This window comes from Bacillus sp. FSL M7-0558 (assembly GCF_038003245.1).
GTDB lineage: Bacteria > Bacillota > Bacilli > Bacillales > Bacillaceae > Bacillus > Bacillus pumilus.
Map to the genome: position 1 here is coordinate 1,263,314 of NZ_JBBOOU010000001.1, position 12,300 is coordinate 1,275,613.

Annotated in this window: 12 protein-coding genes; 10 read left to right on the top strand and 2 right to left on the bottom strand. The window is 43.8% G+C overall.

From position 1 onward, the window contains the following. The first annotated feature begins 7 nt into the window (after positions 1-7). The 5 genes from lpdA to MHB79_RS06225 all read left to right on the top strand — a co-directional run bounded on the left by lpdA (position 8) and on the right by MHB79_RS06225 (position 4,332). The gene (gene lpdA / locus MHB79_RS06205) at positions 8-1,390 is read left to right on the top strand and encodes a dihydrolipoyl dehydrogenase (protein ID WP_268484321.1); all 1,383 of its coding nucleotides are present in this window, start codon (positions 8-10) and stop codon (positions 1,388-1,390) included. A 25-nt stretch (positions 1,391-1,415) separates the two neighbouring features. Further along, on the top strand, positions 1,416-2,117 hold the full coding sequence (locus MHB79_RS06210) for an SDR family NAD(P)-dependent oxidoreductase (protein ID WP_233421732.1): 702 nt from the start codon (positions 1,416-1,418) through the stop codon (positions 2,115-2,117). Next, positions 2,095-2,880, top strand: coding sequence for an SDR family NAD(P)-dependent oxidoreductase (locus MHB79_RS06215; protein WP_340990568.1), 786 nt, complete (start codon positions 2,095-2,097; stop codon positions 2,878-2,880). The genes MHB79_RS06210 and MHB79_RS06215 overlap by 23 nt, the downstream gene beginning before the upstream one ends. A 93-nt stretch (positions 2,881-2,973) precedes the next feature. After that, positions 2,974-3,930: a sugar-binding transcriptional regulator gene (locus MHB79_RS06220; protein ID WP_050945210.1), complete on the top strand. Its 957-nt coding sequence runs from the start codon at positions 2,974-2,976 to the stop codon at positions 3,928-3,930. A 63-nt stretch (positions 3,931-3,993) separates the two neighbouring features. Then, a complete protein-coding gene (locus tag MHB79_RS06225; RefSeq protein ID WP_034619978.1) occupies positions 3,994-4,332 on the top strand; it encodes a bh protein in 339 nt (112 codons plus the stop codon). On the opposite strand, the gene MHB79_RS06230 is transcribed toward MHB79_RS06225, so the two are convergent. Beyond that, positions 4,333-5,658 (bottom strand): APC family permease, encoded by a 1,326-nt coding sequence (locus MHB79_RS06230; RefSeq protein WP_340989327.1) that lies wholly within the window; start codon positions 5,656-5,658, stop codon positions 4,333-4,335. Between the two features lie 318 nt (positions 5,659-5,976). Between MHB79_RS06230 and MHB79_RS06235 the strand changes: the two genes are divergently transcribed. Further along, positions 5,977-6,933, top strand: a complete 957-nt coding sequence (locus tag MHB79_RS06235; protein WP_340989329.1) for a ring-cleaving dioxygenase — start codon at positions 5,977-5,979, stop codon at positions 6,931-6,933. A 135-nt stretch (positions 6,934-7,068) separates the two neighbouring features. Here the strand turns inward: MHB79_RS06235 and MHB79_RS06240 are convergent, their stop codons facing one another. After that, positions 7,069-8,373 carry a trypsin-like peptidase domain-containing protein gene (locus tag MHB79_RS06240; RefSeq protein WP_340989331.1) on the bottom strand — a complete coding sequence of 435 codons (1,305 nt, stop codon included), beginning with the start codon at positions 8,371-8,373 and terminating at the stop codon, positions 7,069-7,071. Between the two features lie 168 nt (positions 8,374-8,541). On the opposite strand from MHB79_RS06240, the gene proG reads away from it, so the two are divergent. From proG to MHB79_RS06260, 4 genes are all read left to right on the top strand, one after another. Next, the gene (gene proG / locus MHB79_RS06245; RefSeq protein ID WP_340989333.1) at positions 8,542-9,366 is read left to right on the top strand and encodes a pyrroline-5-carboxylate reductase ProG; all 825 of its coding nucleotides are present in this window, start codon (positions 8,542-8,544) and stop codon (positions 9,364-9,366) included. A gap of 189 nt (positions 9,367-9,555) precedes the next feature. After that, entirely contained in the window at positions 9,556-10,380 is an 825-nt protein-coding gene (locus tag MHB79_RS06250) for a M55 family metallopeptidase (RefSeq protein WP_003211925.1), read from the top strand. A gap of 18 nt (positions 10,381-10,398) precedes the next feature. Continuing rightward, entirely contained in the window at positions 10,399-11,334 is a 936-nt protein-coding gene (locus MHB79_RS06255) for an ABC transporter permease (RefSeq protein ID WP_003211100.1), read from the top strand. Then, positions 11,331-12,293 (top strand): ABC transporter permease, encoded by a 963-nt coding sequence (locus tag MHB79_RS06260; protein ID WP_044138912.1) that lies wholly within the window; start codon positions 11,331-11,333, stop codon positions 12,291-12,293. The genes MHB79_RS06255 and MHB79_RS06260 overlap by 4 nt, the downstream gene beginning before the upstream one ends. The last annotated feature ends 7 nt before the right edge of the window (positions 12,294-12,300 follow it).

Genomic DNA, 12,300 nt, shown 5'->3' on the forward strand with positions numbered 1-12,300 from the left:
GAATCGGATGACGAAAACGTATGATCTGACAGTCATTGGCGGAGGGCCTGGCGGGTATACTGCCGCCCTTCAAGCGGCTGAGCGCGGACGGAAGGTTGCTTTGATTGAGGAGGATTTTCTAGGCGGTACTTGTTTAAATCGAGGCTGTATCCCTTCAAAAACCCTGCTGAAACATGCAGAAGTCATTGAATCAATCGAGAAGGCGAAAAGCTGGGGAATCGAAACAGGTGACATGATTCTTTCCTTCGATAAAATGAGAAAGCGCAAAGATGACGTCATTGAAAAGCTCAGAGGTGGAATCGCCTTTTTATTAAAGCAAGGAAAGATTGATGTATATAACGGCAGAGGCACAGCAGTGACAAAGCATCGGATTGAAATAGAAAAACAAGATGGATCAGAATCGATTGAAACGAAAGAATTAATCATTGCTACTGGATCTACACCAGCTATTCCGCCAATACCGGGGCTTAAAGATATTTCATTTGATACAAGTGATACAATCTTTGACATCCCAGATATTCCTGCTTCTGTCGTCATTATTGGCGGAGGCGTCATTGGTCTTGAGCTTGCTTGTATCTTCCAAAGTCTTCAATCAAAAGTCACCATTATTGAAGCGGCACCGTCCATAATTCCACAAGAGGATGAAGAAGCATCTAAGCTGCTAGAAAGAGAACTCAAGAAAAAGGGCATCCATATCGCGAAGAAGACCACTGTGACAGAGGTGACGGAAAGCGAAGGAGTCAAAGCGGTTCATGCAACAGATGATAAAGGGGAGACGCACATCTTTACAGCGGAAAGACTACTTGTCTGCGTTGGAAGAAAACCGAATGTATCAGCTGTTAACCAGCTTGATCTTCAGCTCGATGGCCCGTTTATCAAGGTGAATAATCAGATGCAGACAAGTGCTGAAGGTGTATACGCAGTTGGGGATGTCGCCGGCGGTTATCAGCTGGCTCATGCGGCGATGGCAGAGGCTGCTGTTGCGGTCAGCAATATTTGCGGCGTGCCTGAAAAAATGAATGCTGATATTATGCCTAGATGTATTTATACATTACCAGAGGTGGCAAGTGTTGGTCTTACGGAGAAAGAGGCAAAAGCCAAAGGGCTCAGCGTACAAACTGAACGATTTGATTTAGCGGCAAGCGGTAAAGCGTTAGCGGCAGGTGTTCAAACAGGCTTTATTAAATTGGTGTACGATACAGCATACGGTGAAGTGATCGGTGCAACGATGGTTGGTCCGCATGTCACAGAAATGATTTCAGAAGCTTCTTCCTTTATGTATTTAGAAGGAACAGCAGAAGAGATGGCGAAAATGATTCATCCGCATCCGACCATCTCAGAAGGTTTTTATGAAGCAGCTCTTGATATCGTGAGTAAGCTGAGAAAATAAATGCCAAACAAGGGATAGGGAGGAGATGCATGTGCACGTCCAGCTTCATCAGAAAGCGGCACTTGTAACAGGTAGCACAGATGGATTTGGAGAAGCCATCTGCCTGGCTTTAGCCCAGGCAGGTGCACATGTTTTTTTACACACATTTCATGATGAATCAAAGGCTAGAACCATTTGTGAAGACATTCAAAAAATGGGCGGTCAGGCGAGTATCATCATGAACCCGCTAGAAACGCCGCGTGATGCCACGCGTATGCTGAGGCAAGTGATCGATACGTGCGGGAAACTGGATATTTTGGTCAATCAAGCAGCGCAAGGAGCTGAGGCGGAGCTTGATGCCGCTCACCCTAATGAGTGGATGGACGAAGTGGAAACAGCTGTGAATACTGTCTTTCTTTCCAGTCAAGCTGCCGTATGGCACATGGTTGACCAGAAAAAAGGCTGCATTATTAATATATCGTCATCAGGCAGTATCACTGGTGATGGCGGGATTTCACATGCGACATCGAATTCTATGCTGAATGCCATGACAAAAGGGCTGGCGCGAGAATTTAAAGACAAAGGCATTCGGGTGCTCGCCTTATTACCGCCCCCTCTCCATTTGATTCCTAATGCAGAGCAAATCAAGGAGACTGTGGCCCATATGACGGTCTTTTTAAGTACATCATATGGCGCATTTACTGATGGTGCAGCGATTATGCTTGATGGGGGTGAGAGTGCTGGCTAATGATCAAAAACCGGTTCTCATCGTTGGTGGTGCCCAAGGGATTGGAAAGGAAATTGCCGAGCGTTTTTTAAAAGAAGGGCACAGAGTGGCTGTGTCTGATATAGATGAACAAGGACTTTCGCTTTTAAAAAAACAGCACTCTGAGCTGCTGACATTTCAAGCTGACGTTTCATCGTGGGAAAGTGTTCAGCAGATGGTCTCAGCAGCTGAAAGGGAGCTAGGCGGCATTGCTCATCTTGTGTATTCAGCAGGGATGACAAAATCACTTCCTTTTTTAGAAGTCGATTTTTCACTTTGGAAAAAGACACTGGCTGTGAACTTGTATGGTCTTTACTATTGCATCAAAGCGTCAGCACCTTATATATGTGAGCGGCAAGAAGGAAGCATTGTCGTGATTGGATCAGGATCTGCTATCACTGGCTCAGGCGGTGGAATTCAGTATTACGCCTCAAAAGCAGGTGCTTTTGGCCTGATGCGTTCGCTTGTAAAGGAATTAGGGGCACACCATGTGCGTATCAATGTGATTGCACCCCGCGTGATTGAATCTCAAATGCTTGATACGCTCTATCCTACTGAGGTGGAGAAAAGGCAGCTACAATCGCTCATTCCTGTCGGGAGATTAGGAAGACCTGAGGATATCGCAGGACTCACTTTATTTCTTACAAGTGAAGAGGGAAGCTACTTGCACGGACAAATTATCCTGTTAGACGGCGGGAGAACGTATCAGCCAAAATATACGGAGGGAAAAAGAGCGGAGAGGTAATCGCTCTTTTTGTCATTTTCATAACAATTGTGCCAATTAGAAACGAATGTTTGGTATACTGGGAATCATAGTATATTAAAAGGATGATGTCACATGCTGAATTGGGAAGAAAGACGACAGCTCGTCAAAGTTGCTCATCTTTATTATACAGACGGGTGGACGCAGCAGGAAATCGCAAAAAAGCTCAATGTCTCAAGACCAGTCATTTCAAAGCTCTTACAAAAAGCAAAAGATGTGGGAATCGTTGAGGTGTACATTAAAGATGAAAGTATTCATACGGTGGAACTGGAAAAACAGCTAGAAACAACTTTTCAATTAACAGATGCTGTCGTTGTCCCAAGCGTCGGGACAATGTCTGAGATGGTGAAGCGGGCAGTCGGTCAAGCAGGCGCCTATTATTTATCTAAAAACATGAAAGACGCGGAGAAAATCGGCATTTCATGGGGAACTACACTGTCTGAGCTTGTAAAGGAATACCCGTTCGAGCGAAGAAACGATGTGAAGGTCATTCCATTAGAGGGCGGAATGGGCAGGCAGGCAGTCGACATTCATGCCAATCAGCTGGCATATGAGCTGGCAAAGAAAATGAATGGCACGTGTTCCTATTTATATGCCCCGGCAATTTTAGAAACAGAAGAATTAAAAGAGCGGCTCATGGCAATGCAGGATATAGAAGCTGTGCTTGAAGAAGGTAAAAATGTAGATATTGCCCTCATCGGTATTGGCAACCCGCATAAAGGTTCAACGTTAAAAACAGTTGGTTACTTAAAAGAAGAAGATTTATCTGGTTTAAGGCAATCAGGGGCTGTTGGTGATATTGGCTTTCGTTTCTTTGACGGTCAAGGTAAACCTGTCCAAGATGAACTGAACCAAAAGGTCATTGGTTTATCACTGGAGCAGTTAAAGAGCGTCAAAACGGTCATCGCTGTTGTAGAAGGAACCCATAAAGCTGAAAGTATTTTAGGGGCTTTAAATGGCGGCTTTATTCAAGTACTGGTGACAGACGAACTAACGGCCGCAGCCATTTTAAAGGAAGCTTCCGTCCAATAAACGGCGAGTAGCCATCGAATTGTATAAAAAGAGCAACATCAAACGAGAAAGGAGCTGTGTATCTTGAAGAAAACCGAAATGGAAGCAAACCTACATTGTACTCGGTGCCAAGAAGAGACCCTCCACAGCATCGTTTATGTGAATGATCAGATGAAAAGCGTTGAGTGTACAGAGTGTCATCAGAAGATCAGTGTGAAAGTCGACATCATGAAGGAATTTTACAAAGAAGTATACGAAAAAATTGCGACAAAGCCAAAGCGGATGACGCAGGAATATAAGGCGAATTTGAATGGATTTATCTCAAGACTCCCAATCCGCGTGCTTAGTAAGCCATACCGGCTCATGAGATATTTAAACGAATCATACAAAGTGATTAAGCAATATAAAAAAAAGCAGAGCTGATTAGCGCTCTGCTTTTTTGTGTGTTTTTTTCATATAATAATAAATAGGCAGTCCAGCAATCCCGATCAGCATAGAGATGAGACAGCTTTTCCAGTCGGTGATCATGGTGCTGATTAAGACGAATAAAGAACCGATAATCGCAACGATTGGTGTGAGCGGATAAAGTGGTACGCTATAAGCACGCTCGATTCCTTTGTTTTGTTTTCTCAGTTTAAAGACTGCGAAAAAGGCCATGACATAAAAGATGTAGATCATGAAGATCGAAACCTCTGACAGCTTTTCTGGATTGCTGACGACCATAAACACAATGGCGATCAAAATTTGTACAAATACAGCAATCCACGGTGTTTTAAATGTAGGGTGAATACGTGAGATCGCGTTTGCGAAAGGCATTTGCTTTCGCTCTGCCATCGCGAAAATCACACGTGGGAATGAAAGAACCTTTCCGTTCAAACAGCCAAAGATACTAATGATGATGCCGATACTAATGACCTTACCGCCGATTGGTCCAAAGAGCATTGTCGCAGCAGTACTTGTCGCATTTTCTCCAAGCTGTACGATTTGATCTGCTGGTAACACGTGCAAAAGAGCGACATTAATAAAGAGATAGCAAGCCGTGACGATTAAAATCCCGCCTGCCATTGCACGAGGAAGCAGCTTCTCTGGGTTTTTCATCTCACCGCCAAGTGCTGCAAGCAATATCCAGCCGTCATAGGCAAACAACGTAGCCAAGATCGCTGCACCGAAGTTCATTTGAGCGATGCTATCGTTGACAGCCATAAAAATATTTTCGTTTCCTTTCCATAAGCCAAACACAATAATAGCGGCAATCGGGACAAGCTTTCCGATGGTGGTCAGCCCTTGAACAAAACCGCCGTATTTTGTTCCCATGATGTTAATTAAACATAAAAATAAAACAGTGATAATGCCAATTGTTGTCGACCATAAAGAAGATAGAGAAAATAAATTAGCTAACAATGAACCAAAATAAAGACCGAGCGCACCGATGATGGCAGGTCCGTAAATGATAATCTGCACCCAGCCGCATAAATAGCCCCAAAACTCACCATACACTTCTTCAAGGTAGGCATACAATCCGCCAGTCCGAGGGATTTGTGTACCAATTTCAGCAACAGTGAGTCCGCCTGCAAGGGTTAAAATGCCGCCTAGCAGCCAAGCGAATAATGCGATATCTGAGCTTCCTGAATAGGAAAGGACGTTGCCTGGCTTCATAAAGACGCCGGACCCGATAATCGTCCCGATGACAAGAGATAGGGCAAAAAATAAGCCGATGTCCTGTTTTAACGCTGGTTGTTCTTTGTTCATTACTCGCGACCTCCTGCATCACTTTCGTACGTTACTGTGACATGTATTTCGTTCATTGTAATACGATTTTAGGAAAACAAGAATTAAAAAAATTTTCTGATTTTCGTATTTGTATTTAAAAGTGTTCGTTTATTGGAGATATCAGGGTGAATGTTTCGTTAAAAACGAACAATAAAAGATTATTTTTGATTTAATGTTAATTTTATCGTTAGAAACCGAACATCTAGCCAAATGGTTGACTTTTCTTGAAAAATGACCTATTTTATTCATAAGGATATTATCTTGAATTCGAGATATTTAGAAATAGGAGTGAACGTAATGAAAATCAATGGAATTCACCACGTATCTGCATTAACAGCCAATGCTCAAAAAAATGTTGATTTCTACCGCCAGATTCTTGGCTTAAAACTTGTAAAGAAAACGGTCAATCAGGATGACCCATCTATGTATCACTTATTTTATGGAGATGAGGTCGCTTCACCGGGAACGGAGCTCACATTCTTTGAAATTCCAATGCTCGCTCGTCGTTTGAAAGGAACAAACGCGATCACAAGCACAGGCCTTCTCGTTTCTTCTGAAGAAGCACTTTCATTTTGGGAAAAGCGCTTTGAAGAGACAGACGTACAGCAAGAAACGGCTTCCTTGAGAGGGGGCAGACCTGCCTTGCGCTTTCAAGACCCAGAAGGGCAGCAGCTATCTTTAACAGTAGAACCGAACGCACAAGAAGCAGGCTCACCGCCAGTGCATGATGATATTCCGGCAGAGTTTGCCATTAGAGGTTTGGGTCCAGTGGAATTAACTGTTGCAGAAGCGGACAAAACGATCCGTGTTTTAACAGACATCCTTGGCTTCACCGAAAGAGCGCGTGAACAATCAAATGATGGTGAGATCGTGACCATTTTTGAGTCAGGAAATGGCGGTGCTGGAACAGAAATTCATGTGATCGAAAAAACTGAAGGGCCTTCTGAGCGTTCCGGCAGAGGAAGTGTGCATCACGTAGCCTTTCGCGTGGAAGATGCAGAGGAACTGGAAAAATGGTATGACAAAATATCAAAAGCAGGCTTCACGAACTCTGGTGTTGTGGAACGTTTCTACTTTAAAGCCCTTTACTTTAGAGAACCGAATGGTATCTTATTTGAAATTTCAACAGACGGCCCTGGATTTACAGTCGACGAAGGAGTAGATGAGCTTGGCGATCAATTAGCCCTTCCGCCATTTCTAGAGCACAAACGAGCAGAAATAGAACAAAGATTAACGCCAATTCAGTCATCATAAAAAAGCAGCTCATGATGAGCTGCTCAGCGTATAGACAAACCCTCGCATTCTTTGTCAGATCTGCAAAGGTTTTCTATCACGCTGAAAAGAAAAAAGGGCTAAAATCATCTTGATTTTAGCCCTTTTTCTTTTGCATTAGGAACTTACCTGCTTAGATTCAGTTTGTGTTAATGTCACCTTCTTCGTTTCTTCTTTTCCGTTTCGAATGAGTGTGATGCTCACGGTGTCTCCAACTTTCGTATTCGTGTATAGTTCATGACGTAATTCACTTCCGGTTTTGATTTGTTTCCCATTGATGGCGGTAATGACATCCTCTGACTTTAAGCCGGCTTTGGCGGCAGGTGAGCCTGCGGCGATTTCTTTGACGTATACGCCTTGATCAAGCCGACTATTTTTGAGACCGAGTGTTTCTTTCTGATACACGTCCGGGACTTGTTCGAGATCCAGCATGCTGATGCCGATATATGGACGCTCAATCTTTCCTTTTGCGAGAAGCTGATCGGCGATTGGTTTGACATCATTGATTGGAAGCGCGAATCCAATGCCTTCAACACCTGTTTCAGAAATTTTCATACTCGTGATCCCCACAACCTTTCCATCTGTCGTAAGAAGCGGGCCGCCGCTGTTTCCTGGGTTAATAGCTGCATCTGTTTGAATGACATTAATGCTGCTTTCACCTGAGGATGTGTTCATCGAGACTGTTCGGTCGACACCGCTGACAATTCCTTGTGTCACGGTTCTTGATAGATCTTCACCAAGCGGGTTTCCGATCGCGATGACGGTTTCCCCAGCACGCAGCGAGGAGGAATCGCCTAATGCCGCAACCTTCGTTACGTGACTGCTGCTAATTTCTACAACAGCTAGGTCAGTCAGCGGGTCAGCTCCAACCAGTTTACCTTTGGCGGTTTTGCCATCGTGTAAGGATACTGTGAGTTTATTTGCCCCTTCAATGACGTGGTTATTTGTTAAGACATAGGCTTTACTGCCGGATTTTTTGAAAATCACTCCTGAGCCTGTACCTGTTTTTTTCTCTTGACTGCTTTTATTTTGCTGTGATTCATCAAAAGGCGTATTGAAATCGCCGAAGCTCGTGTCTGTTTGACTTTGCGCTTGGTAGTTTGTAATGCCGACAATGGCTGGTGATACATTTTCCACCATGCTGGAGATGCTGCTCGATGAATGTGATGTTTGGACGGCGGTTGTTTTTGACGAATTGGCACTTGTATCATTTGTCGATACCACTGCTGAATTATGTGCTGTGTTGTCTGATGCGTGCTGGGCATATGGCGAAAGGACGTACACACCTAACGCCAGCGTACCGCCTACAACACCGCTGACAAATGGCTTAAACCAGCCGTTTGGCTTCTTCTTTCGTTTTTGTGGCTGCTCCGTTGTTTGAAGTTCTTGAGAAGGTTGTTGTTCATTTTTGTGATGTGTCATTTAAATCACTCTCTTTCATCATTTTTTCATGTATGGGTTTAAGGGGTTTTACCTTTTGTTGTGGATACTGACTTGATCGTAAGAAAAAAGTGTGGGATAAAAATGAAAACATTGTGGGAAATTGTTAAAATAAGTAGTGAATCTAAGCAAAATAGAGGAGATTAAACTGTGAAGACAATTGGAATCATTGGATATGGAAGCATGGCTGATATGATGGTGCAAAAATGGCTGGAAAAAGAAGTGCTCGATGCCCATCAAATCATGATCCACACAAGAAGTGAAACGGACCGCCTGCTTCAACTTAAAGACAAGCATCAAGAAATAAACATCTGCTCATTAGAGGAACTTTCTGCGTCATGTGATGTACTTTTTATCTGCGTGCCGCCGCTTGCTGTACTTGATGTACTCGATCAACTGTCTTCAGCAGCCAAATCGGTGCATATTGTGTCAGTAGCCGCGGCTGTAACGTTAGACAAGTTATCAAAGCATACGACTCAACCAATATCCAGATACATCCCAACGCTCACGTCAGCTGTTGGAACGGGCGTTTCCCTCGTTGCGCATGGTGAAACTGCTGGAGAGGAAGAAAAGGCGCGTTTGCACCGCCTGCTTTCAGCTTTTAGCATCGTACGTGAAGTTGAAGAAGACAAGTTCGATGCGGCGAGTAACTTGACGAGCTCATCTCCTGGTTTTATCGCTGCTCTTTTTGAAGAAATGGCGAGAGCTGCTGTGAGAAATAGTGAGCTTTCCTTAGAGGAAGCGTATGAATTTTTAACGTATGCCCTTTTAGGCACAGGTCAAGTCCTTGTAGAACGGGGCCTCACCTTTGCTGAAACCGTCGATAGAGTGGCGACAAAAGGGGGCATTACAGGAGAAGGCGCCGAGGTTATTCAAAAGCAGGCACCTCAGATGTTTAATGATCTATTTACACAAACGATGAAGAAATATGAACAGCTGAAATCACAGATTAACGAAGCAGACAAACACCACTAAAGACATAGTTAGTGGTGTTTTATTTGTTAAAAAAATCCTTTGTAGTACAGTCTTTTGATCTATAATATCTGAGTCTAATTTCCTTATTTTCAGACATTGTATTGAAAAATCGATCAAGTAATCATATAATTTTTTAGAAAATTTAGAAAAATATACACAAATTTTAAGTTTAATTTAAGGGGGATGGGAATGAAGCTCTATGTATCTGTCGATATGGAGGGGATTACTGGTCTAGCTGATCATACATTTGTCGATGCCCGTCAGCACAATTATGAACGGGGCAGAAAGATCATGACGGGTGAAGTGAATGCCTGTGTGGAGGCACTTCTTCAGCATGGCGCAACCAATATTTTGGTCAATGACAGTCATTCTAAAATGAATAATTTGTTGATTGAAGAATTGCATGAAGAAGCATCTCTTATATCTGGTGACGTCAAGCCTTATTCAATGGTTCAAGGGTTAGATCAAACCTATGATGCTGCTGTTTTTTTAGGCTATCATGCGAGGGCGTCTATGAAAGGTGTGATGTCCCACAGTATGATTTTTGGTGTTAGACATTTTTACATAAATGATCATCCAATTGGTGAAATGGGCTTTAATGCGTATGTTGCAGGCTACTATGGTGTGCCGGTGATTCTTGTTTGCGGAGACGATCAAGCAGCTCTTGAAGCAGAGAAGCTGATGCCTGGTGTGAAAACAGTGGCAGTGAAAGAGACCATATCAAGATCTGCTGTGAAATGTCTCACTCCTGCCAAAGTCAACCAACAAATCTCACAGCAAGTGGAAGCCGCAATGAAACAGATTCATCACATCAAGCCGCTGACGCCTCCTGATCAGCCGCTGCTGAAGATTGAGTTTGCCAATTATGGACAAGCTGAATGGGCGAATTTAATGCCTGGTACTGCCATTATTGAAGGGACAACAACGGTGACGTATCAAGCAGAGAATATATTAGAAGCCTACCAAGCGATGCTTGTCATGACAGAGCTTGCCGCACGTACAACATTTTGTTAAGCGAGGGGGAGACGGCAGATGACCAGCTTTTTGCTCAAGCGTTTTATTGCGATGATTGCCACGATTTTAACGATTACGACGTTAACGTTTATTTTAATGAAGGTCATCCCAGGATCGCCCTTCAATGAAGAACGAAATACAAACGAAACCGTCCAGCGAAACCTCGAAAGCTACTATCACTTAGACGAACCACTGTATGTTCAATATGTCATCTATTTAAAATCCATCGTTACCTTTGATTTTGGTCCTTCCATTAAAAAGCCTTCTGAAAGTGTCAATGATCTATTGGCGAGAGGCTTCCCAGTCTCATTAGAACTTGGTCTTATCTCAATATTGATTGCTGTCATCTCCGGCATCCTGCTAGGGGTCATGGCTGCCCTCCGGCACAATGGCTTGATTGATTATATCGCCATGACCATTGCTGTTTTCGGTATATCCATTCCAAACTTTATCTTTGCTACCTTATTAATTCAGCAGCTTGCTGTGAATTTGAAGCTCTTTCCTACAGCGATGTGGACAAGTCCGATGCATATGGTGCTGCCAACCATTGCTCTTGCCGTTAGTCCGATGGCCATTATTGCCCGGTTAACAAGATCGAGCATGATTGAAGTGCTGTCTCAGGACTATATTCGCACTGCTAAAGCAAAAGGACTTTCTCCCTTTAAAATTGTGTTTAAACATGCACTTCGAAATGCGCTTTTGCCTGTTGTGACCATTCTTGGCACACTTGTCGCAAGCATTTTAACAGGAAGTTTTGTCATTGAAAAAATATTTGCGATTCCTGGCATGGGAAAATACTTTGTCGAGAGTATTAACAACCGTGATTATCCTGTCATCATGGGAACCACTGTTTTTTACAGCATCATTTTAATCACACTTCTTTTCATTGTCGATGTGGCGTATCGCCTGCTTGATCCAAGGATTCAGCTGCATCAGAAAGGAGGAAAGGCATGAGTATACATTTGCAGCAGGATCAACCGAATCCGCATCATGAAGTGCCGGACGAATGGTTTTCTCCGAGAGAGCAAAAGAAAACGGAGGCCCATGCCATTAAAAGACCCTCTCTTTCGTATTGGGCAGACACATGGAGGCGACTGAAGCAAAATAAGCTTGCGATGTTTAGTCTATCGGTATTGATTTTTCTTTTTATCATGGCACTATTAGGCCCATTGCTTGCACCTAATAGCGTGACAGAGCAGCGTCTTTCGATGCAAAATCTGCCGCCATCCGCTGCTCACTGGTTCGGAACGGATGAGCTTGGACGAGATGTGTTCACGCGTACATGGTACGGGGCGCGTATTTCTTTATTTGTAGGCGTCATGGCAGCCCTGATTGATTTTGCCATCGGCGTGATCTATGGAGGCATTGCCGGTTATAAGGGCGGGAGATATGACCATGTCATGATGCGAATCGTCGAGGTGCTCTACGGTCTTCCTTATTTACTTGTTGTCATTTTATTGATGGTTCTGATGGGGCCAGGGCTCGTCACCATTATTGTAGCGCTCACTGTCACCGGATGGATTGGAATGGCAAGAATCGTGAGAGGTCAAGTTCTTCAGCTGAAAAGCCAGGAATATGTCCTTGCCTCAAAAACCTTTGGTGCAAAGAGCCTTCGTATCATTCGCCGCAACCTGCTGCCGAATACGATGGGGCCGATTATCGTTCAGATGACCTTAACTGTACCAACCGCGATATTTGCAGAAGCGTTCCTAAGCTTTCTTGGTTTAGGCATTCAAGCACCGTTTGCAAGCTGGGGCGTGATGGCAAATGATGCGCTGCCGACAGTGCTGTCAGATAACGGGCATTGGTGGCGTTTATTTTTCCCTGCGTTTTTTATTTCGCTCACGATGTTTTGCTTTAACAATTTAGGTGATGGCTTGCAAGATGCGCTTGATCCGAAGATGAAGAGGTGATGGCGCT